At 37.1% G+C, this 21,844-nt stretch carries 22 protein-coding genes; 18 read left to right on the forward strand and 4 right to left on the reverse strand.

What is annotated here, in order from left to right:
- Nucleotides 1-83: 83 nt before the first annotated feature.
- The 8 genes from rpsF to AC1Q6O_RS18490 all read left to right on the forward strand — a co-directional run bounded on the left by rpsF (nt 84) and on the right by AC1Q6O_RS18490 (nt 7,755).
- On the forward strand, nt 84-371 hold the full coding sequence (rpsF, locus tag AC1Q6O_RS18455; protein ID WP_008177955.1) for a 30S ribosomal protein S6: 288 nt from the start codon (nt 84-86) through the stop codon (nt 369-371).
- 47 nt (nt 372-418) lie between these two features.
- Entirely contained in the window at nt 419-988 is a 570-nt protein-coding gene (gene ssb, locus AC1Q6O_RS18460; RefSeq protein WP_008177953.1) for a single-stranded DNA-binding protein, read from the forward strand.
- 38 nt (nt 989-1,026) lie between these two features.
- Nucleotides 1,027-1,263 (forward strand): 30S ribosomal protein S18, encoded by a 237-nt coding sequence (gene rpsR, locus AC1Q6O_RS18465; protein ID WP_004233359.1) that lies wholly within the window; start codon nt 1,027-1,029, stop codon nt 1,261-1,263.
- 222 nt (nt 1,264-1,485) lie between these two features.
- Nucleotides 1,486-2,427: a YybS family protein gene (locus AC1Q6O_RS18470; protein WP_089986460.1), complete on the forward strand. Its 942-nt coding sequence runs from the start codon at nt 1,486-1,488 to the stop codon at nt 2,425-2,427.
- Between the two features lie 13 nt (nt 2,428-2,440).
- Entirely contained in the window at nt 2,441-4,411 is a 1,971-nt protein-coding gene (locus tag AC1Q6O_RS18475; RefSeq protein ID WP_008177945.1) for a DHH family phosphoesterase, read from the forward strand.
- Entirely contained in the window at nt 4,411-4,857 is a 447-nt protein-coding gene (gene rplI, locus AC1Q6O_RS18480; RefSeq protein ID WP_008177943.1) for a 50S ribosomal protein L9, read from the forward strand. Before AC1Q6O_RS18475 ends, rplI begins: the two co-directional genes overlap by 1 nt.
- 13 nt (nt 4,858-4,870) lie before the next feature.
- Nucleotides 4,871-6,232, forward strand: a complete 1,362-nt coding sequence (gene dnaB / locus AC1Q6O_RS18485; RefSeq protein WP_008177941.1) for a replicative DNA helicase — start codon at nt 4,871-4,873, stop codon at nt 6,230-6,232.
- 233 nt (nt 6,233-6,465) lie between these two features.
- Complete coding sequence (locus tag AC1Q6O_RS18490) at nt 6,466-7,755, forward strand: adenylosuccinate synthase (RefSeq protein ID WP_008177939.1); 1,290 nt, start codon at nt 6,466-6,468, stop codon at nt 7,753-7,755.
- Between the two features lie 49 nt (nt 7,756-7,804).
- Here the strand turns inward: AC1Q6O_RS18490 and AC1Q6O_RS18495 are convergent, their stop codons facing one another.
- Nucleotides 7,805-8,668, reverse strand: coding sequence for a YitT family protein (locus AC1Q6O_RS18495; RefSeq protein WP_164908776.1), 864 nt, complete (start codon nt 8,666-8,668; stop codon nt 7,805-7,807).
- A 398-nt stretch (nt 8,669-9,066) separates the two neighbouring features.
- Between AC1Q6O_RS18495 and AC1Q6O_RS18500 the strand changes: the two genes are divergently transcribed.
- The 9 genes from AC1Q6O_RS18500 to rlmH all read left to right on the forward strand — a co-directional run bounded on the left by AC1Q6O_RS18500 (nt 9,067) and on the right by rlmH (nt 18,688).
- Entirely contained in the window at nt 9,067-10,530 is a 1,464-nt protein-coding gene (locus AC1Q6O_RS18500; protein ID WP_090002671.1) for a M23 family metallopeptidase, read from the forward strand.
- Nucleotides 10,531-10,743: 213 nt separating this feature from the next.
- Nucleotides 10,744-11,457, forward strand: a complete 714-nt coding sequence (gene yycF, locus AC1Q6O_RS18505) for a response regulator YycF (protein WP_008177934.1) — start codon at nt 10,744-10,746, stop codon at nt 11,455-11,457.
- A 5-nt stretch (nt 11,458-11,462) separates the two neighbouring features.
- Nucleotides 11,463-13,328, forward strand: a complete 1,866-nt coding sequence (gene walK, locus AC1Q6O_RS18510; RefSeq protein WP_008177932.1) for a cell wall metabolism sensor histidine kinase WalK — start codon at nt 11,463-11,465, stop codon at nt 13,326-13,328.
- A complete protein-coding gene (locus AC1Q6O_RS18515; protein WP_008177930.1) occupies nt 13,325-14,650 on the forward strand; it encodes a YycH family regulatory protein in 1,326 nt (441 codons plus the stop codon). Before walK ends, AC1Q6O_RS18515 begins: the two co-directional genes overlap by 4 nt.
- Nucleotides 14,637-15,461, forward strand: coding sequence for a two-component system regulatory protein YycI (locus AC1Q6O_RS18520; RefSeq protein WP_008177929.1), 825 nt, complete (start codon nt 14,637-14,639; stop codon nt 15,459-15,461). The genes AC1Q6O_RS18515 and AC1Q6O_RS18520 overlap by 14 nt, the downstream gene beginning before the upstream one ends.
- Nucleotides 15,461-16,249, forward strand: a complete 789-nt coding sequence (locus AC1Q6O_RS18525; RefSeq protein ID WP_008177927.1) for an MBL fold metallo-hydrolase — start codon at nt 15,461-15,463, stop codon at nt 16,247-16,249. The genes AC1Q6O_RS18520 and AC1Q6O_RS18525 overlap by 1 nt, the downstream gene beginning before the upstream one ends.
- Nucleotides 16,250-16,414: 165 nt before the next feature.
- Nucleotides 16,415-17,713 carry a S1C family serine protease gene (locus AC1Q6O_RS18530; protein WP_008177925.1) on the forward strand — a complete coding sequence of 433 codons (1,299 nt, stop codon included), beginning with the start codon at nt 16,415-16,417 and terminating at the stop codon, nt 17,711-17,713.
- A 240-nt stretch (nt 17,714-17,953) separates the two neighbouring features.
- Nucleotides 17,954-18,118 (forward strand): CxxH/CxxC protein, encoded by a 165-nt coding sequence (locus AC1Q6O_RS18535; protein ID WP_008177923.1) that lies wholly within the window; start codon nt 17,954-17,956, stop codon nt 18,116-18,118.
- 90 nt (nt 18,119-18,208) lie between these two features.
- Nucleotides 18,209-18,688, forward strand: a complete 480-nt coding sequence (rlmH, locus tag AC1Q6O_RS18540) for a 23S rRNA (pseudouridine(1915)-N(3))-methyltransferase RlmH (protein ID WP_008177921.1) — start codon at nt 18,209-18,211, stop codon at nt 18,686-18,688.
- Nucleotides 18,689-18,881: 193 nt separating this feature from the next.
- Here rlmH and AC1Q6O_RS18545 read toward each other — a convergent pair whose 3' ends face one another.
- Nucleotides 18,882-19,340: a staygreen family protein gene (locus tag AC1Q6O_RS18545; protein WP_090002669.1), complete on the reverse strand. Its 459-nt coding sequence runs from the start codon at nt 19,338-19,340 to the stop codon at nt 18,882-18,884.
- A 359-nt stretch (nt 19,341-19,699) separates the two neighbouring features.
- Nucleotides 19,700-20,569 carry a LysM peptidoglycan-binding and 3D domain-containing protein gene (locus AC1Q6O_RS18550; protein WP_346037479.1) on the reverse strand — a complete coding sequence of 290 codons (870 nt, stop codon included), beginning with the start codon at nt 20,567-20,569 and terminating at the stop codon, nt 19,700-19,702.
- 232 nt (nt 20,570-20,801) lie between these two features.
- Between AC1Q6O_RS18550 and AC1Q6O_RS18555 the strand changes: the two genes are divergently transcribed.
- Nucleotides 20,802-21,428 carry a hypothetical protein gene (locus AC1Q6O_RS18555; protein ID WP_239355227.1) on the forward strand — a complete coding sequence of 209 codons (627 nt, stop codon included), beginning with the start codon at nt 20,802-20,804 and terminating at the stop codon, nt 21,426-21,428.
- A 148-nt stretch (nt 21,429-21,576) separates the two neighbouring features.
- Here the strand turns inward: AC1Q6O_RS18555 and AC1Q6O_RS18560 are convergent.
- On the reverse strand, nt 21,577-21,844 hold a 268-nt coding region (locus AC1Q6O_RS18560), incomplete at its 5' end, for a hypothetical protein (protein WP_492401944.1).

Below are 21,844 nucleotides of genomic sequence, written 5' to 3' on the forward strand. Positions count from 1 at the left end.
TTCATTGATGTGAGTAATAATTTATTACTTGCTCCTTGCTCCCTTAATATAGGAGAGCCTAGTCCATAAGGAGGTGTAAACAGATGAGAAAATACGAATTAATGTACATCGTACGTCCGAACATTGAAGACGAAGCGAAGAAAGCTCTAGTTGAACGTTTCAACGAAGCTTTAACTTCTAACGGTGCAGAAGTCATCGAATCAAAAGAGTGGGGCAAACGCCGCTTAGCTTATGAAATTCAAGACTTCCGCGAAGGTTACTACCAAATCGTAAAAGTAAACGCTACTTCAGATGCAATCAACGAGTATACACGTCTAGCTAACATCAGCGAAGACATTATTCGTCACATTGCAGTTCGCCAAGAAGCTTAATATTGAATAATTTTTTAACAAAACGCTGAAAAGGAGGTTGCATTCTGATGATAAACCGTGTCGTATTAGTTGGAAGACTAACAAAAGATCCTGAGCTACGTTATACACCAAATGGAATTGCGTCTACAAGATTTACAGTTGCTGTGAATCGTGCATTCTCAAATCAACAAGGTGAACGTGAAGCTGATTTCATTAACTGTGTTGCATGGCGAAAACAGGCTGAAAACCTAGCGAACTTCATGCGAAAAGGAAGTTTAATTGGGGTAGAAGGTCGTATCCAAACAGGCAGTTATGAAGGACAAGACGGTAAGCGAGTATATACAACAGACGTTGTGGCGGATAGCGTACAGTTTTTAGAACCACGTAATGGTAGCGGTGCTCCTGCTCCTCAATACGGTGGTGGACAAACTTACGGTAATAACCAACCGTCATATGGCGGCGGTCAACCACAACAGCAGTTTGGTGGCGCTATGCCAGGACAGGGTTCCTATGGCGGCGATGCTTATCAGCAAAATCAACCACCTATGAATCAGCCAAACTATACACGTGTAGATGAGGATCCATTTGCTAATAGCAAAGGACCGATAGAAGTATCTGAGGATGATCTTCCATTCTAATGCTTCTACAATAAAAAAAGATAAGGAGGAGACACACTATGGCACCACGTCGCGGAGGCCGCAAACGCCGTAAAGTTTGCTACTTCACTTCAAACAATATTACGCACATCGACTACAAAGATGTAGATTTATTAAAAAAATTCATCTCTGAGCGCGGTAAAATTTTACCACGTCGCGTAACTGGCACAAGTGCAAAGTACCAACGTAAATTAACTTCAGCTATTAAAGTATCTCGTATCATGGGATTACTTCCATTCGTAGCAGAAGACAAATAAGATTGATCGTTAAGGAATTGACCTTACATCAATTTTGAATACCAGCATATTACGATATTCGTATCGGGTATGCTGGTTTTTTTTATCGAAAATTGAAGTAGACGTTTTTTAGATAAAATTCATAATAAAGCATATAGTGATCTAAGCGATTTTTGTTCAATACTATGAAAAAATGGTACAATAAAGGGTAGTAAGTTTGACTGAAAAAAAGGAAGGTTTTCAATGCCGAATAATCAAACAAAAGCGCTTGTCCAAGGCTCAATGGTGGTTGCAATTTTTACAGTATTAATGCTGATTTCCGCATATGTACCATTTGTTTTTATAGTAGCTTTAATATTCGCTCCACTACCGATTGCTTGGTATAGTGCAAATTACAAACGTTCCTCATCAATACTCGTAGCAATAGTAGGCTGTATTTTAACTAGTATAGCGAGTGGACTATCGATGCTACCATTTGCCTTTGTTTTGGGGTTACTGGGTGTCGTAATGGGTAACGCTATTTATCAGAAGAAGAGTAAGCTTTATTTATTTATGTCAACGGGGATTGCCAATCTAATCTCGATGGCGCTTGTTTATGTCGCCTATGTAAGATTTGCAGGAATTGACTTCATCAGCATGAGCTTAGAGTTGGCTCGCAAAAATTATGAGCAATCAAATGAATTTGCGAAAAACGTTACAGGGCAAGTGGCGATAAAGCCGGAACAGCTAGAGGCTATGTTTAACACGATCGAGCTGACAATGCCTGCCACAATAACAATATCAGCATTTTTTGCTGCATTTATTATCATAGCGCTAAATTTGCCAGCTTTAAAACGACTTGGCGTGGATGTTCCAAAGTTTGCACCATTCCAAAATATGCGCTTACCACGATCTATTTTATGGTACTACATGATCGTTTTATGCATTAATTTATTTATGCGTCCAGAGGCTGGTTCTACACTAGATATAATCGTATTGAATGTTTCTTATATTTTATGGGTGCTACTCATTCTACAAGGGATATCATTTATCCATTATTTCATTTCTAGAAAAGGGATGCCAAATGGGGTTAAATGGGTTGCTACCGTGTTAGCTATTCCATTATCATCCTTCATGATCTTACTAGGTATCGTTGATTTGGGTTTTGACGTACGTTCACTTGTAAAGGGGAAGACTAAAGAATAAGGGGCTGATTGTAATGGGGACTTTTAGAAAACGACCAATTCGCTATCCGCTTTTTGTTCTTTCCATTTTTGGAATTGTGACGTTCGTACTTCTATGTATTTGGAATATCGGGATAGGTATCGGTTATGGAATAGGTTTTGCTTTACTGATGGTCTACACATGGAAGGTGGAAAAGATTGCTTTTGAAGAAACTGAAAAGCATATAGAATCCATTTCATTCCGTATGAAAAAAGTAGGGGAAGAAGCATTGCTTGAAATGCCAATTGGGATACTGTTGGTGAACGAGCAATATGAAATAGAATGGTCGAATCCATATATGCAAGGAATCTTAAATATGGAATCATTAGTCGGAGAAGGAATTGTTAATATTTCTGATGACATCTACGTACTAATGAAGACTGAAGAAACAAATGAGGCTACAATTACATTACGTGATCGTAAATATCGTGTTTATTATAAAAAAGAGGAACGATTACTATACTTCTTTGATATTACTGAGCAGATTGCTATTGAGAAGCAATACTTTGCAGATCGTACAGTTATCGCTATTTTATTTGTTGATAATTACGATGAAATCACACAGGCCATGGATGACCAACCACGTAGTTTAACAAATACAATGGTTACTTCAATCGTCAATGAATGGGCTGCTGAGCATGGTGTATTTGTAAAAAGAATATCATCAGATCGTTTTTTAGCAGTATTAAATGAATCAATTTTAACAGAGCTTGAAAAGAAAAAATTTGCTATTTTAGATGTTATCCGAGAAAAAACAGCGCAAAAGAATTTATCTTTAACATTAAGTATTGGTGTAGGAGCGGGTTCATCCTCCCTAGTGGAGCTTGGTGAATTGGCACAATCAAGTCTGGATCTCGTATTAGGACGTGGTGGTGACCAAGTTGCCATTAAGCAACCTACAGGAAAGCTAAAATTCTATGGCGGGAAAACTAATCCAGTTGAAAAACGCACACGTGTTAGAGCTCGTGTCATCTCACATGCATTACGTGATTTAATTCAAGATAGTGATCAAGTATTTGTTATGGGACATAAAAGCCCTGATATGGACTCGATTGGTGCATCTGTCGGTGTTCGGAAAATGGCACAAATGAATGATGTGAAGGGCTATGTCATCATAAATTTTGATGAGTTAAATGGTAGCGTTACACGTTTAATGAATGAAATAGAGAGTAAATCAGATTTCTATGAAAACTTCCTAACACCAGAGGAAGCAGCAGGGAAAATGACTGAAAAATCCTTGCTTGTTATTGTGGATACACATAAACCCAATTTAGTTATTGATGCACACCTATTAAAGCTAGCTGAAAAGGTTGTTGTAATCGACCATCATCGACGAAGTGAGGATTTTATTGAAAATCCAACACTTGTTTATATGGAACCGTATGCCTCATCAACTGCTGAGCTGGTAACTGAGTTATTAGAATATCAGCCGAAGCGAGCAAAGATTAATATGCTAGAGGCTACTGCACTACTAGCGGGTATTATTGTCGATACGAAGAGCTTTACACTTCGAACGGGAGCACGTACGTTTGAAGCTGCCTCGTATCTACGGACGAATGGTGCCGATACAGTATTAGTGCAACGTCTTTTAAAAGAAGATGTAGACACCTATATTGAACGATCAAAAATAGTGCAAACGGTTAAATTCGTAAAGCCAGGAATTGCTGTAGCTGTAGGTGAGGAATCGAAAGTGTATGACTCTGTCTTAATTGCACAAACAGCAGATATTTTACTAACTATGAAGGATGTTGGTGCATCCTTTGTTATTGCACATCGGGCAGATGGAAAAATAGGAATTAGTGCCCGATCACTAGGCGAAGTCAATGTCCAGCTTATTATGGAAAGACTTGGCGGTGGTGGTCATTTAACGAACGCCGCCTGCCAAGTAGAAGCCAAAACCATTGATAACGTGAAAACACAATTAGAAGAGGCCATAGAAGAGGTCTTTGAAGGGAGTTCTGACTAATGAAAGTAGTATTTTTAAAAGACGTTAAAGGAAAAGGAAAAAAAGGTGAAATTAAAAACGTAGCAGATGGTTACGCACAAAATTTCTTAATTAAAAATGGCTATGCAGCAGAAGCAAACGCTCAAGCACTAAGTCAATTAGATGGTCAGAAAAAATTAGAAGCAAAAAATGCTGCAGCTGAACTAGCAGAAGCACAAGCGTTAAAGGAAAAAGTAGAAACATTAACAGTTGAGCTAAAAGCAAAGTCTGGTGAAGGCGGTCGTCTATTTGGTTCAGTGTCTACCAAGCAAATTGCTGATGCCCTACAAAAAGTGCATGGCATTAAAATTGATAAACGTAAAATGACTTTAAATGATGGAATTCGTGCACTAGGCTTTACAAATGTTCCTGTAAAACTACATCATGAAGTAACAGCTACATTAAAAGTACATGTAACGGAAGAATAAGGAGCGACGATCCATGAACGAACCGATGATGGACCGCGTTCCACCGCATAACCGGGAGGCGGAGCAATCGGTTATCGGTGCAATTTTCCTTGAGCCACAATCTTTAATCACAGCATCGGAAATTTTATTGGCAGATGATTTTTATTTAAACGCCCACAAGAAGATTTTTGAAACAATGCTGCGGTTAAGCGATCAAGGAAAAGCGATAGATGTTGTTACAGTTACAGAAGAATTATCAGCTAAAAAAGAGATTGAAGACGTTGGCGGGCTATCCTATTTACTAGAGCTCGCCAATGCTGTCCCTACAGCTGCCAACGTCGCTCACTATGCTAAGATCGTTGAGGAAAAGGCACTATTACGTCGCTTAATTCGTGTTGCTACTAAAATTGTTGAGGATGGCTACACACGAGAAGACGAAGTAGAGGCATTACTAGGCGAAGCAGAGAAAAAAATGATGGAGGTTGCCAATAGGAAGAATGCGGGGGACTTTAAGCATGTGAAAGACGTGCTAGTGGAAACCTTCGATAACATTGAGCAGCTTCAATCACAAAAGGGAGATGTAACGGGGATACCGACAGGCTTCCGTGATTTGGATAACATTACTGCTGGCTTCCAACGCAATGATTTAATTATTGTAGCTGCCCGTCCATCCGTAGGGAAAACTGCCTTTGCCTTGAATGTTGCGCAAAGTGTTGCCGTACAGGCACGAGAGAATGTTGCAATCTTCTCTTTAGAGATGGGTGCAGAGCAACTTGTCATGCGTATGCTATGTGCAGAAGGAAATATTGATGCACAAGTTTTACGTACAGGTGCTTTAACTACGGAAGATTGGGGTAAACTAACTATGGCAATGGGGAGTTTATCGAATTCAGGGATCTTTATTGATGATACACCGGGTGTACGTATTAATGAGATTCGTGCAAAATGTCGACGTTTAGCTCAAGAAAATGGGCTTGGAATGATCCTGATTGATTATTTACAGCTTATTCAAGGTAGTGGGAAGCCAGGCGAGAACCGTCAACAAGAGGTATCGGAGATTTCACGATCGCTAAAAGGACTAGCACGTGAATTAAAGGTGCCTGTTATTGCCTTATCGCAGCTATCTCGTGGAGTGGAGCAAAGACAAGATAAACGTCCGATGATGAGTGACTTACGTGAATCGGGAAGTATTGAGCAAGATGCTGATATTGTAGCCTTTTTATACCGTGATGACTATTACGATAAAGAGTCTGAAAGTAAAAATATGATCGAAATTATTATTGCAAAGCAACGTAATGGTCCGACGGGGACAGTTACACTTGCCTTTAAAAAAGAGTTCAATAAATTCATTAATGTGGATTGGTCACAAATGCCACCGCCACCGTCACGTGATTAATCATGTGCGTCATTCAGATAAATTGCCTCTACAAATTAACCTTAGACTGAATTAATCTGAATGTTCGATAATATTCATACCATTCTGTTATTAAACACGAACGTTGAATCAGATTTTTTGATTTTATGTTCGTGTTTTTTACACTTTTTTTATTGACGAGGTGTTTCTATCATTGTTACAATGATTGAGGCTAAAAAATTGAGATACACAGGTATCTAACGGAGGTGCTGATTATGACATCAGTAGTAGTTGTAGGAACACAGTGGGGAGACGAAGGAAAAGGTAAAATTACGGATTTCCTTTCGCAAAAAGCCGATGCAATCGCTCGTTTTGCAGGTGGAGATAATGCAGGACATACCATTAAAATAGATGGTGAAACATATAAACTACATTTAATTCCATCAGGTATCTTCTATAAAGAAAAAACTTCAGTTATTGGCAATGGATTAGTTGTCAATCCAAAATCAATAGTAACAGAACTAAAAGGCTTACAAGAGCGTGGCATTAATACAGATAATTTACGTATTTCTAATCGTGCACATGTTATTCTGCCGTATCATATAAAGCAAGATATTGCGGATGAAGAAAGCCGCGGAGATAATAAAATTGGGACAACTTGTAAAGGGATTGGACCATGCTATCAAGATAAAGTAGCTCGTATTGGTATCCGTATGGCTGATTTACTTGATAAGGATATTTTTGAAGAAAAACTACGTCATAATTTAGCCATTAAAAATAAATTATTCGAGAAATTCTATGAAGTCGAAGGTGTTACTTTCGAAGAGATTTTTGAGGAATACTATGGTTATGGCCAAGAAATCGCAAAATATGTGACAGATACATCTAAAATTTTGAATGATGTACTTGATGAAGGCGGTAAAGTATTATTTGAAGGCGCTCAAGGTATTTTGCTTGATGTCGATCAAGGTACGTATCCATATGTTACATCTTCAAATCCTGTTGCAGGCGGTGTAGCAATTGGTGCTGGTGTTGGTCCTTCACTTGTAACAAGCGTTATTGGAGTATCTAAAGCTTATACATCTCGTGTAGGTGATGGTCCATTCCCTACAGAATTATTTGATGAAGTAGGTCAGCAAATTCGTGAAGTTGGTCGTGAATATGGTACAACAACAGGCCGTCCACGTCGTGTAGGTTGGTTCGATACGGTAGTTGTTCGTCACTCACGTCGCGTAAGTGGTATTACGCATCTAGCACTTAACTCAATTGATGTTTTATCTGGTTTAGAGACAGTAAAAATCTGTACAGCCTATAACTATAAAGGTGAAACAATTACAGAATACCCAGCAAATCTTCATATTATTGAACAATGTGAACCAATCTATGAAGAGCTTCCAGGCTGGTCTGAGGACGTTACAGCATGCCGTACTTTAGAAGAGCTACCTGAAAATGCACGACGCTATGTAGAGCGTGTTAGTGAATTAACAGGTATTCAAATTGCTACTTTCTCAGTTGGTCCTGCTCGTGAGCAAACAAACGTATTAGTAGATGTTTGGGAAGCCTAATAAAATAAATACAATAAAAAGGGCGTGCCATAGATGGTACGCCCTTTTCTTAGTGAATATCCTTCTTCTTGAAACGACCACCTTTTACCTCGGCTATATTACCAATGGCTAAAAATGCATTGTCATCGATATCCGCAACAATGGTTTTCAGCTTCGATTCTTCCAAGCGAGTAATAACAGTAAAGATGACCTTTTTATCATTTCCTGTATAAGCCCCTTCACCATGAAGGAAAGTGACACCACGACCAAGTCGATCCATAATGGTTTGTCCAATTTCATCAATAGCATCACTTATGATATAAACTGATTTTGATTCTTCCAACCCTTGAATTACAATATCAATCATTTTATAAGCAATATAATATGCAATGATGGAGTACATAGCTTGTTCCCAGTTAAATACAAATCCTGCTACTGCAAAAATAATAATGTTGAAGAACATAATGATTTCTCCAACTGAAAAAGGAGTTTTACTATTAAATAAAATTGCCAATATTTCAGTTCCGTCTAAAGAACCGCCATAACGAATGACAATACCGACACCAACTCCTAAAATCATCCCACCAAAAACTGTGGCCAATAATGTATCTTCCGTAAATGGATGTAGGTTATGTAAAGCAAGAGTTGCAGTAGAGAGTACAGTAATACCTAGCCCTGTGGACAGCGCGAAGGTTTTACCAATTTGTTTGTAGCCTAAAAAAATAAAAGGTAAGTTTAAAATGAAGATGAAGATACCAAGGGGTAAATTTAATAAATGAGATGTAATAATGGAAACACCTACGATGCCTCCATCCATAATGTGGTTGGGTACTAAAAATAACTCTAAGCCCAAAGCCATAATGATTGCACCTAACGGCACCATAATAATCCTTAGAAATGTTTTACGCATGTTACTTTTCTGATGCCGCAACATTTTTGCTGCCATATCAGAGGTCTGTGAATCACTCAATTTAATCGCTCCAATCCATAATGTGCCTTCCTTTATATTTTATCGGAATATTAAAAAAGTAAAAAGTATTATGCCTAAATTCACTTGAAAAAAATAATAGAATACTATACCAATGGCTAAGTATATGGTTTTTAATACGGTAAATAACGTTGTTCCATACCCATTTTATGAATAAAAATACAGTATTTATCAACTATATAAAATATATTCTATGTAACAATTAGTAGATAAATAATACATTTACATTACAAAAGAGTGAAATCATTCAAACGCTATTTTCTTTATGATACATTATAAGGGTGCAAAAATTCCTTGTGGGTAAATCATCCTATTACAAGGGAAAGTTGGAAGGGGCTTTATTGATGAATTCGTTTTGGAATAAAAAAGAAGAAAACAATAGATTCACCTACAATTTTTCTTCTTTTAAAAAGGTTTCGATCATGGCAGTTTTAATGACGAGCCTAACGATAAATATGGGTTTTGCTAAAGAACATACGAAAGAAAATTTAAATAAAATATACCATGTCTATGTGGGAAATGATTATATTGGTGCAGTATCTGACGAGAAAGCTATTCAAGAAGTTATTACATCAAAAGAAAAAGAAGCAAGTCAGCAATTCAAAGAGTTATCTATGGATGCTAGCTCATCTGTTAAAATAATCCCAGAACAAGTTTTTACGAATGAAACAAAAGATGCAGAAACATTATCCAAACTTAAGCAATCTTTAGTAGCGAAATCGGATGCTTTTACATTACTAGTAAATCATAAGCCAGTCGTATCATTAAAAAATACGGAAGCCTATGAAAAAACGGTTCAACTGTTGAAGCTACAATATATTTCTCAGCCAGAATTAGATAAATTAGCGAAAAACCAACAATCTACAATTAATTTACCAGAATTACAAGCAGGCGAATCACGACTTTTAGATATTTCATTTAAACAGGATGTTTCAGGAATATCTCAAAAAGTTACACCAACTCAAATCTTAACACCTGAGCAAGCCGTAAACTATTTAATGACAGGCTACCTTGAACAAGATAGCTATAAAATTCAATCAGGTGATGTATTAGGTTCTGTCGCAAAAAAACATAATTTAACAACGAGTGAGCTGCTAGATTTAAACCCTGATGTAACAGTTGATACTGTTTTACAAGTTGGACAGGAATTGAATGTAACGGTTGCAAAGCCATTTGTAAATCTTGAGGTTAAAAAGAAAAAGAAAGTAGCAGATGTGATTCCATTCAAAAAAGTAGTGGAAGAAGATCCTACTATGTATAAAGGTGAAAAGGTCATCAAGCAAGAAGGCGCTAATGGTAAAAAAGAAACAACATACGCCCTAACGTCTGTAAATGGTAAACAAACAGCAAAAGTTGCATTAGAAGAAAAAGTTACCCAAGAACCAGTGGAACAAATTGAAGTAGTTGGGACAAAGGTAATCTCTTCACGTGGCACAGGTGAATTTTCATGGCCAGCTGTAGGAGGCTATATCTCAAGCGGTATGGGCGAACGTTGGGGCGCCTTCCACCGTGGAATCGACATTGCTCGTCCAAGTAATTATAATATTTTGGCGGCCGATAATGGTGTAGTTAGTGCAGCTGGTACGTCTGGTACTTATGGTAATCGCATTGTAATTAATCACAATAATGGTTATACAACGCTTTATGGACATCTATCTTCTATTAATGTTGAAGTAGGACAAGTAGTGGAAAAGGGCTCTGTTATCGGTATTATGGGTTCTACTGGAAATTCGACAGGCACACATTTACACTTTGAAGTTGAAAAGAACGGTTCATTAGTTAATCCGTTATCATATGTAGGCCGATAATCATTTTGAATAGTAGACAGTCCAAATAGTGGGCTGTCTTTTCTATTATTTCCCGAGAAATACTTGTTGAAATATAGCCCATTTTGTCAAAGTATTTAAAGTGATTGATGAACGATTAATGCAAGGAAACTGAAAGCATGATAGAGTTAAGAGTAGTGAACTTACAAATACAACATGTTTAAGAATAGATAAAAAACGAAAGGGAGAGAATGAATGAACAAAACAATTTTAGTTGTTGATGATGAAAAACCAATCGCAGATATTCTGCAATTTAATTTAATAAAAGAAGGATATAAAGTGATATGTGCGTATGATGGTGATGAGGCACTAAAGAAGGTTGAGGAAGAGCAACCAGATTTAATGCTACTAGATATCATGCTACCAAAGCGCGATGGTATGGAAGTATGTAGAGAGATACGGAAAAAATATGATTTCCCTATTATAATGCTGACGGCTAAAGGCTCTGAGATTGATAAAGTATTAGGCTTAGAAATGGGCGCAGATGATTATGTCACTAAGCCATTCAGTACACGAGAGCTTATTGCTCGTGTAAAGGCAAATATGCGACGTTTACAGGTTGCTGCACCTGCAGCAGAAGAAGCAGAAGAGGAATCAAACGAAATTGTTGTAGGTTCCCTTGTTATCCAGCCAGATGCTTATTTAGTAATGAAGCGTGATGAGGCTATTGAGCTTACTCATCGAGAATTTGAGCTACTACATTATTTAGGTAAACATATTGGACAAGTAATGACACGTGAACATCTTTTACAAACGGTATGGGGCTATGACTACTTTGGAGATGTTCGTACTGTTGACGTAACAATTCGTCGTTTACGTGAAAAAATCGAGGATAATCCTAGTCACCCTGCTTGGATTGTCACAAGACGTGGTGTAGGTTATTATTTACGAAATCCTGAACAGGAGTAATAGGAATGCAGAAAGTGAGCTTCTTTAAATCCATTCATGTCAAACTAGTGCTGATTTATATTTTATTAATATTGCTTGCTTTACAAATTATCGGTATTTATTTTGCCCGCCAGTTAGAACAAAATTTGAAGAGCAACTTCCAAGATTCTATTTTTCAGCGAGTTGACCTGATGCAATATAGTCTTCGTGAGGAAATTTTAAAGGAACGTGACGAAAGCATGCCTAAACTAGAGGAAAGCTTGAAGTCAATCGTTACGGAGTTTTCAACTGGTTTAAGAGACGTTTCCAATGGTGATATTTTAGAAATTCGTGTCATTGATGATAGACAAAGAATACTTGCGACATCTGAGCTCGAGAATCAAAATTTAATAGGACAACGCTCTAACACAGACCTTGTGCGTCGTGCGATATCTGCTGAAACGCTCTTTGATATTATAAAACTCGATAACAAAACGAGGAATCGAGTATGGGTATTAGCGAACCCGATTCGAGCTGGTGCAGGGCCGGATGATGAAATTATAGGCGTTCTATATATTGAAGCGAATATTGAGTCCGTTTTTGAACAAATGAACGAAATTAACCGTATTTTCCTTGGCGGCACAGCTATGTCGTTAGTCTTTACTATCTTTTTAGGTATTCTCGTTGCTCGAACAATTACACAACCAATTGCTGATATGCGAAAGCAAGCTCAAGCGATGGCAAAGGGCAACTATTCTCGCAAAGTAAGGGTATACGGTACAGATGAAATAGGTCAGCTTGCCGTTACCTTTAATCATTTAACCAATCGTTTGCAAGAGGCACAATCCACTACTGATGCGGAGCGGCGAAAGCTAGATTCAGTCCTTAGTAATATGACAGATGGCGTTATTGCGACAGATCGTAAGGGACGTATTATATTAATTAATGACCCTGCGTTGGAGTTACTGCATATTTCAAGGGATATTACACTAGGTCGTCCCATTGCCTCGGTATTGGGGATTGATCAGGAATATAGCTTTGAAGATTTAATTCATATGAGTGATGCTATTAATTTAAATTTCAGTACATCAGATGCACCTTATATATTACGTGCCAATTTCTCGGTTATTCAAAAAGAGACAGGCTTTATTAATGGTCTTATTACTGTATTACACGATATAACAGAGCAGGAAAAGATAGAAATGGATCGTCGCGAGTTTGTATCGAATGTATCCCATGAATTAAGAACGCCATTAACAACTATGCGTAGTTATTTAGAGGCACTAGCGGATGGGGCATGGAAGGATGAAAATATTGCTCCTACATTTTTAAACGTAACGCAAACTGAAACAGAACGTATGATTCGACTAGTCAATGATTTATTGCAATTATCACGAATGGATAGTTCAGACTATGAGTTAAACAAAGATATTGTCTTATTTAATTCATTCTTTAACCGAATTATCGATCGATTTGAAATGTCTAAGTCTGATAAAGTACAGTTTGCACGATTATTCCCTGAAACCTCCTTTTATGTAGAAATTGATACGGATAAGGTGACACAGGTCATTGATAATATCATTTCGAATGCCATCAAATATTCTCCAGATGGCGGAAATATTCGCTTTGGCTTCACAGGGCAAGGTGACATGCTAAAAGTCATGATTTCAGATGATGGCATGGGGATTCCTAAAGAAAATGTAGGCCGCATTTTTGATCGCTTCTATCGTGTCGATCGGGCCCGTGCTCGTTCCATGGGAGGAACAGGCTTGGGGCTTGCTATTGCGCGGGAAATGATTGAAGCGCATGGCGGAAAGATTTGGGCAGAGAGTGAGGAAGGGCAAGGCACGACAATTTTCTTCACATTACCATATGATGCAGATGAATTTGGTGAGGCAGGTGAGTGGGAATGAAATATATAGAGCCAGTTAAATCTGTTGTTTTATTTCTACTTGTCATGCTAAGTGTGATTCTAACTTTTTTGATTTGGACTTACACACCAGATTATAAATATATTGAAAATACGGAGCGGAAGGAAATTTTAATTAAGCCGCAAAAGGAAATGGAGGATATTATTCGTCCATACAAGGCTATTTTCCGTTTTGATGAGGGTTTTACAGGCACAGTATCTAATAATGCCATGAAGAGTTTGATGAAAACATTTAAAGGCTGGAACGTTCTAGATTTAGAGCCTGTTAACAACAATCTTTCGCCAAACTATGTAAATCAAATTATTGGCGCAGACCATCGAATGACGATTTTTTTCACTGGTGAGGTTCCATTTTCATCCTTTAACACCATTTTTCAATTTGCTGATAAAGAGTTACCAGAAACAACCTTCAATCGTATGATTATTGACTGGAGTAATTCAAGCACCAAAGAGTTAATGGTTTATTACATTAGTAGTAATAATCAATCATTATTCCGCTCACATGTAAGCGTGCCAAACATGAACCAATTTATACAGGAAGTCATAGAGCCTGCAAAAAAATATGGCACGTTTAAAGAAATTGAGCGAGAAAATCAGACATCGCTTTATGTAGATAACAATAAAATGGAATCTGTAAAATTTACGTACTATATTGAAGAAATCACACCAGAATTATTTAAAAATGTGTTATTTACAGATCCAAATATAGTGCGACGCAATGTTGAAAGTGCATCTTCTGAAAAATATACAGATGGTATGTCATTAATGACATTAGATACAAATCTAAAATCATTAAACTATGTTTATCCAGCTGCAGAAAGCAGTATTAGAATTGAGCCTTCAAAATTGCTAAAAGATAGCTTTGAATTTATCAACGAGCATGGTGGATATACTGCCGATTTCCGTTATGCTTCAACGAATACAAATAAAAATCAAATGGATTATCAATTATATTTGCAAGGTTTACCTGTCTATAGCAATCATGTCATTACCCGAATGACGACAATTTGGGGAGATAGCCGGATTTTCCATTATAAGCGTCCATACTTCTCATTAGATATGGATATTGAAGCAGAAAAGGAAATCAAAGAATTATCATCGGGAGCAGATATTGCTGAGAGATTAAAAGTTGGGAATAATATTGCCCTAGCAGATATCGATGAAATTGTTTTAGGTTATTATTTAACACAAAATCAAGAACTAAATATATTTACATTTGAACCTTGTTGGTTTGTCATCCGTAATGGATCTTGGATTAAACTAACTCCTGAAGTTTTAGGAGGTGTTAAAAATGGATTGGAATAGAACGAAATCTATTTTTATATTCGTTTTTTTAATTCTAAACATCTTCTTATATTCCCTTTATGTAAATCGCTATAATGAGGCGAAAGATATTGAGGTTCCGGGTGAAAAAACAATTGAAGCTCGTTTAAAAGATGATAATATAACGTATGGCTCCTTACCAAATAATATTGAGTTTGCTTCGTATATGACAGCTCAAGTGCATAAATTCACCACAGATGAATTTAGTAATAGTAACCAACAAATTACATTTAGGGATAATACGAATACTAAAGTTCGTGCTATTTTCTTAAAGCCTGTTAAATTACGGAATGTGAGTGATGATGCAAGCTTTACGGATTTTGCTGTTGCAAACGTAAATGAAGGAGCATCGTATGCCTTATGGAAAGTAGATCGCGAAGAACGAATCGCAATTTTTTTCCAGAAGACTAATAACCGGATGTTCTATTACAATGGTTCATTAAAAATTAAATGGAATACCAATAATGAAGTAACTATGTATGAGCAAACAATGATTGATAATATTGAAGAAATGGAACAACAGGAAACTGTCATTCCTCCCCTTCAAATTATTCAAACTTTATATGCAAAAGGACCGCTCAAGCCAGACTCACGTATTACGCAAATGAAGTTAGGTTACTCAACACTTGTTAAATTGACTCGTACTCAGGTATTAGTGCCAACATGGGAAGTACGAGTGAAATTATCGGATGGAGAAACAGAAGAGTATTTTGTCAATGCAGTAGAAGGCAAAGTCATTGAAATCCAGGAGGACAAGCAAGAGGGCGAAGAAGAAGACTGGGGAGTTGAATAATGCGATTTAGTGTTTTAGCAAGTGGCAGTACAGGGAATTCGATTTATGTAGAGAATGACGATTATGCCTTTATCGTTGATGCTGGTCTTAGTGGGAAAAAGATGGAGCAGCTATTTACAAAAATCGATCGTAATATGAAGAAGCTTAGTGGAATTTTCGTCACACACGAGCATAGTGATCATATTAAAGGGATAGGTGTACTGGCACGAAAATATAATGTACCGATTTATGCAAACGCCAAAACATGGCAGGCAATGGACGGGCTAGTTGGTGATATTCCTGTGGAGCAACGTTTTGAATTTGACATGGATACAGTGAAGCATTTTGGTTCTTTAGCCGTTGAATCTTTTGCTGTTTCACATGATGCAGCAGATCCAATGTTCTATACATTCCATGAGGGTAGTCGCAAGCTTGTTATTATTACAGATACAGGGTATGTCAGTGATCGTATGAAGGGTATTATACGTGGAGCAGATTCCTTCGTTTTTGAAAGTAATCATGATGTTAATATGCTTCAAATGGGACGTTATCCCTGGTCCATTAAACGCCGTATTTTAAGCGATGTAGGACATGTGTCCAATGAGGATGCAGCGATTGCAATGAGTGAGGTTGTATTTGATAAGACGACCAATATCTATCTTTCGCATTTAAGTAAGGATAATAATATGAAAGAGCTGGCGCGCATGAGCGTGTCACAAACCTTACAGTCCTGTGGCATTATGGTTGGTGAGCATGTTCATCTTTTTGATACCGATGCAGAGGAGCCAACAAAATTAGTAACGGTTTAACCACTCGTTATTTAGGTAAAACTTAAAGCTGTTCGACGCATTTTAATAAATGCGTTGGGCAGCTATTTTTATGTCCATTTTATTTGTTTTTCATCTGATTTTAATGTTTGAATCGTAAGATTAGGGTAACAATTAACAAAAGCAGTAAAGGAAAGGATGAGGAACATGAGTTACTTTCAAGATGATGATAAAAACAGTGATTTCCTAAAAAATGATGAAATACCGAAATCACCTCTTCAAGAAAGACTAGAGCGCGAGGAGCAAGAAATGCAGGCCAAGCGTCATAAAAAGAAAGGTGGAGGCGGAGGAAAAGGTGGCTATTTCTTTAGTGGCTTGGTCGGCGTCATTATTGGTGCCTTACTTGTTTGGCTGATGTTGCCTGGTCTGGTTAATCAAATGCCTGGTACAACATCAAGTAATACAGGGAAAAATGATACGACCATTGATCAAGTTGCCACGGAGGTAACGACGGATGTTACAAAAGCAGTTGATAAAGCTTCTCCAGCCGTTGTAGGTATTACTAACATTCAGGAAGTAACAAGCGGAGGATTTTGGAGTCAGCAATCAACAACAACAAAAGAAGCGGGAAGCGGTTCAGGTGTTGTATATAAAATTGAAGGTGACAAAGCCTTTATCGTAACAAATAATCACGTTATTGAAGGGGCTAAACAATTAGAGGTCACAATGCCTGATGGAACAAAAGAGCAAGCCGAACTAGTGGGCCATGATGTTTGGACAGATCTTGCCGTTATTTCAATTAGCTCAAAAAATGTCAAAACAGTAGCGACATTTGGTAACTCCGATGTGTTAAAACAAGGTGAAACAGTTATAGCAATAGGTAATCCACTTGGCTTAGATTTCTATGGCTCTGTGACAACAGGGGTTGTTTCAGGTAAGGATCGTTCTGTACCCGTAGACTTAAACGGTGATGGAACAGAAGACTGGCAGCAAGAAGTATTACAAACGGATGCAGCCATTAATCCAGGGAATAGCGGAGGGGCACTTGTCAATTTAGCTGGAGAGTTAATAGGGATTAACTCCATGAAAATTGCAGAATCCTCAGTGGAAGGTTTAGGATTCTCTATTCCAATTAATTCAGCCATTCCAATTATTGAGGAGCTAGAGAAAAATGGTGAAATGAAACGTCCAACAATGGGAATTTCATTAGCTGACTTAACAGATGTTCCAGCCTTCTACCAACAACAAACATTAAAATTACCAGCTGAGGTGACAACAGGAGTTGTGATTACAGATGTAATGAATAACTCACCAGCATCAAAAGCAGGAGTCCAACAATATGATGTTATTGTGGAAATGGATGGTCAAAAAATAGAAACAGCCATTGATTTACGTAAACATCTATATAATGAGAAAAAAATCGGTGATCAATTAACATTAAAAGTTTATCGCCAAGGTAAATTGGTAGAACTTACACTTACATTAACAAACGGTAATTCATTGTAAAAAGAGTGAATAGCAGTGGGGATTGTAAAATCTCCGCTGCTTTTTTGTGGAGATGGAGAGTCCTTTAATAAAATATTGTGGATAACTAGAAAATTATGAATACTGACTTTATACAATAAACAGTGAGGAAAGGTACTTCTTCCATACATGCTATTCCTTTGATACAATAGGTTGTGGATAACATACACCGAAATGTGAATAAGTTTGTGGAAATTTCGGAAAATAAGGAGACATCAAAAAATGGAAAAATACAGCTGTGAAAGCCATATAGAACACGCTTTAGACATGTTTGTAGCTGAGCAAAAAGTGTTCCCAATTATGGATAAAATCGAAGAGGAAAAAAAGTTATCCACAAAGTGTAGCTACTGTGAACAGCCAGCAGAATATATTGTATCAAGTAAATAACTTTACACAATATATAGCAATGACATGTGGATATGTTGATAACTTTTGTGGATAACTTGTTTGTAAATGAATTGTAAAGGTGGATAACGTGTGAATATAACGATTGTATCAGTCGGCAAGTTAAAAGAAAAGTACTTAAAAATGGGGATTGATGAGTACGTAAAACGACTAGGCGGCTATGCAAAAATGGATTTGATTGAGGTACCTGACGAAAAAGCACCCGAACAACTTAGTGATGCTGAAATGGATATTGTGAAGAAAAAAGAGGGAGAACGGATACTAGCCAAAATTAGTGCAGACACGTATGTAATTGCCCTCGCTATCAATGGAAAAATGAAAACCTCTGAACAAATGGCTGCTGATCTTGAATCTCTCATGACCTACGGCAAAAGCAAAATTGCCTTCGTCATCGGCGGCTCCCTAGGCCTACACGAAGACGTCCTAAAAAGAGCCGACGAGCAACAATCCTTCGGCAAAATGACCTTACCGCACCAGCTCATGAAGCTCGTACTCGTAGAGCAGGTTTATCGAAGCTTTAGAATTATGAAGGGTGAACCGTATCATAAGTAAGTGCGGTTTCGAAAAGACCACCTAGAGAGTTGGGATGTCAGCATTTTAGGTGGTTTAATTTTATTTATCATTGTTTTTTGCATTTATGTCCTTTTTCTTGTGTTGGTGGAAGTGGATCTCCTTATCAGTTTCATAATACGAGGTTTAGATACTTTTCCACCTGACATGTTGAAATCAATATAGCAAATTTTCTTCAATGATTGCTATAACTACTGAATGAACCCCAATTCTCTTGCCTAGCAAATTGAGGATAAGTAGATAGAAAGTTAACGATAATATTAGCCCGATCAAGTTTAGGGTATTGATCAAATAATGATCTATCGCCATATCGAATGGCTGTTAGTGCAAGTGGTAACTCACGCCTAAATATTTCATTGCGTTTTGCAGATGCATTTTGATTGTATTCTCCTTGTTCTATATATAAATATAAATAGAAATAAAAGCATTCCCCATTAGTAATCCATTCACCTAAGACCTCATCTCTCATCTTAGTATTCACTTTATCCCAAGCGAACTCATTTCCTATCGTTAAAAATAGATCGCCAGTATCATCTGAGTGAGTAAGTGTGTAACGTCTTGGAATGACAGGTTTCATTGTAGTCATACCATTCCTGAATTGAACGAATAGTTTTTCTGGGTAGAACTTTCCCAAGCTATCAACTCCATTCGTTTTTTTAACAATATGCAGATATAAACCTATTAAATAGTTAAAAGTCATATGTATTAAGTTTTTATAGAGAGGCTTATGTTTTAAGGGAAATGTATTAAACATTTTTTATTTGATGTAATGTATAAAATGAACGAAATATAGACCCTGTAGAACAATACTTCAGGGTCCATTTCTCTAGTGGTTTAATGTTTCAATTAGTTAATTCCATATTTTTACGATTAATCTGTAAGTTAATGGATAACTTATACCCATCTTTCTCATCTTCTGACAATTTAACATTCACTGTGACTTGTGACTCGGTAGCCATATTAATTACACCGTCGTTTATTAGGATGGTTAAGTTAGTCTAATATTGTGACCTTTAATTGTTTTACTCCAAAATTAATGGCATCTTGTTGAGAAGGGAAAAAAACATCAATTCGTTTTCCTTTAATGGCACCACCAGTATCCCCTGCAATTGCTTCACCATAGCCTTCCACATAAACTTTACTACCCAATGGAATTACAGCTGGGTCAACTGAGATGACCTTCGCATTTGGGTTGGCTTTAAGGTTCATTCCAGTAGCGGTAATACCGGAACATCCCTCACATGAAGCCGTATAGGCTGAAGCTTCCACTATAATTTCCTTTGAGGCAGTTTTATTGGCTTCAGGTGCATTCTCCTTTGAAGCGGTAGTACTTGTTGATGGAGCGGTCGCTTCAGGTGCACTATCCTTTGGAGCTGTATTACTTGTTGATGAAACAGTTTCTTCAGGTTTACTTTCTACTGCAGTTGTATTATTTGTTATTGAAGTTGTTGTTTCCTTTGCTGCATGAGCTGCAGGCTTTATTGGTTTGTCAGTTACAGCCTTACTCGTTTTCGTACCATCGATAATGGATAGATGTAAACCGGGATGAATAAGGTCCGTCTGTAATTGGTTCCATTCTTTAATTTGTGAAACAGAGACTTGATGATCTAGGGCTATGTCCCATAGTGTATCTCCTTGCTTAACGGTATATTGTTGTGCAATGGTAAGGACATCACCAGGGTGAATAAGGTTAGTAGTCATATGATTCAATGTTTTAATATTTTCTACAGAAGTATGGTGTGTACGAGATAAATCCCAAAGAGTATCACCTTTTTGTACGTTAATTGTTGCAGCTTGAGCATTAGCACCTAAAGTTGCCGAAAGCATTGCAACTGGTACAATTGAAATTATTTTTTTAAGCATGTATTAATCCTCCGTGTGCGTTCTTAGTTGTTAATGTAGAATCATCGTAACATAGATTTTTTTGAGAAAAAGAACAAGGAGATGTTAATTTGATTTCGTCCATGGCATTTATATTGCAATAATATTTCTACTATTAAATGAGACGATTTCCGTAATGAAGATAGCTGATTTGTTAAGAGCTAAATGTGATAATGTTTCTACATTAAATAAATTTCGTAAGTGGGGGATAATCATGTCAGTTGTGGATCTGTTAGCTTCTCAACTAGGTCGAAACGATGAAGAGCCAAATATAGAGCTGGCACATAAATTGATTCATGAAGAAAATGATGCGGGTATAGAAGAAATAATTGAAAATTTAACGTGCCAAGATAAAAAAATTCAATACGATTGTATGAAAGTAGCGTACGAAATTGGGCAAGTTAAACCAGAACTAATCAGTAAGTATGTCCTGACTTTTATAGAGTTGCTAAAAAGCCCTAATAATCGTTTGGTCTGGGGCGGGATGATGGCATTGGCAACGATTGCCGAGGTAGCATCAGAAACCATTATGGCTCATCTAGCTATATTAAAAAGTGCGATGAAAGTGGGTTCAGTTATTACAATTGATAAAGGTGTCCTCACTCTTGCGAAGCTAGCAGCTGTCAGTAAAGAAAACAATGATGTGATTTTTCCAATATTACTTCATCACCTTGAGAATTGCAGACCAAAGGAAATTCCTCAGCACTCGAAAAGTACGCTGTTAGCCGTAACAGATGAAAATAAAAATGAATTATTGAAAGTGTTACGAAAAAGAGAAAGATACCTAACAGCACCACAATTAAAAAGAGTCAAAAAGATTTATAAATCATTAGAGGCTTAATAAAAGTAAAAATTTTTCTTTATGTGCCGTACCTTTAATATAAATTTTAGCATCAGTGATGTTATTAGGTATTATTGAGTAATGTTCATAAATAAAAGCCACACTTGGCAGCGTTACGAAGATCCTCATCATATGTAAATGATGTTATTTATGATAGATAAAGAGGTACAGATTTTTTATCAAAAATGGCGAGAATATCAATGACCTTATAACAACAGCCAAAAAGAGAAATTGCACAGAGCAATTTCTCTTTTTGCTTGAATTGAGGTAAATTATGCCTTAAGCATGATAACTTCAGTATTATTTTTATTACCATTACCATTGCCGTTACCATTACCATTACCATTGCCATTGCCATTGCCATTGCCATTGCCATTGCCATTGCCATTGCCATTGCCATTGCCATTGCCGTTATC

The organism is Lysinibacillus sp. GW823-FHT06C08 (assembly GCF_058795135.1).

Bases quoted from the DNA above. Each gene is read 5' to 3' on its own strand.
- rpsF (WP_008177955.1), top strand. From the start codon at position 84: ATGAGAAAATACGAATTAATGTACATCGTACGTCCGAACATTGAAGAC.
- ssb (WP_008177953.1), top strand. From the start codon at position 419: ATGATAAACCGTGTCGTATTAGTTGGAAGACTAACAAAAGATCCTGAG.
- rpsR (WP_004233359.1), top strand. From the start codon at position 1,027: ATGGCACCACGTCGCGGAGGCCGCAAACGCCGTAAAGTTTGCTACTTC.
- AC1Q6O_RS18470 (WP_089986460.1), top strand. From the start codon at position 1,486: ATGCCGAATAATCAAACAAAAGCGCTTGTCCAAGGCTCAATGGTGGTT.
- AC1Q6O_RS18475 (WP_008177945.1), top strand. From the start codon at position 2,441: ATGGGGACTTTTAGAAAACGACCAATTCGCTATCCGCTTTTTGTTCTT.
- rplI (WP_008177943.1), top strand. From the start codon at position 4,411: ATGAAAGTAGTATTTTTAAAAGACGTTAAAGGAAAAGGAAAAAAAGGT.
- dnaB (WP_008177941.1), top strand. From the start codon at position 4,871: ATGAACGAACCGATGATGGACCGCGTTCCACCGCATAACCGGGAGGCG.
- AC1Q6O_RS18490 (WP_008177939.1), top strand. From the start codon at position 6,466: ATGACATCAGTAGTAGTTGTAGGAACACAGTGGGGAGACGAAGGAAAA.
- AC1Q6O_RS18495 (WP_164908776.1), bottom strand. From the start codon at position 8,668: ATGTTGCGGCATCAGAAAAGTAACATGCGTAAAACATTTCTAAGGATT.
- AC1Q6O_RS18500 (WP_090002671.1), top strand. From the start codon at position 9,067: ATGAATTCGTTTTGGAATAAAAAAGAAGAAAACAATAGATTCACCTAC.
- yycF (WP_008177934.1), top strand. From the start codon at position 10,744: ATGAACAAAACAATTTTAGTTGTTGATGATGAAAAACCAATCGCAGAT.
- walK (WP_008177932.1), top strand. From the start codon at position 11,463: ATGCAGAAAGTGAGCTTCTTTAAATCCATTCATGTCAAACTAGTGCTG.
- AC1Q6O_RS18515 (WP_008177930.1), top strand. From the start codon at position 13,325: ATGAAATATATAGAGCCAGTTAAATCTGTTGTTTTATTTCTACTTGTC.
- AC1Q6O_RS18520 (WP_008177929.1), top strand. From the start codon at position 14,637: ATGGATTGGAATAGAACGAAATCTATTTTTATATTCGTTTTTTTAATT.
- AC1Q6O_RS18525 (WP_008177927.1), top strand. From the start codon at position 15,461: ATGCGATTTAGTGTTTTAGCAAGTGGCAGTACAGGGAATTCGATTTAT.
- AC1Q6O_RS18530 (WP_008177925.1), top strand. From the start codon at position 16,415: ATGAGTTACTTTCAAGATGATGATAAAAACAGTGATTTCCTAAAAAAT.
- AC1Q6O_RS18535 (WP_008177923.1), top strand. From the start codon at position 17,954: ATGGAAAAATACAGCTGTGAAAGCCATATAGAACACGCTTTAGACATG.
- AC1Q6O_RS18550 (WP_346037479.1), bottom strand. From the start codon at position 20,569: ATGCTTAAAAAAATAATTTCAATTGTACCAGTTGCAATGCTTTCGGCA.
- AC1Q6O_RS18555 (WP_239355227.1), top strand. From the start codon at position 20,802: ATGTCAGTTGTGGATCTGTTAGCTTCTCAACTAGGTCGAAACGATGAA.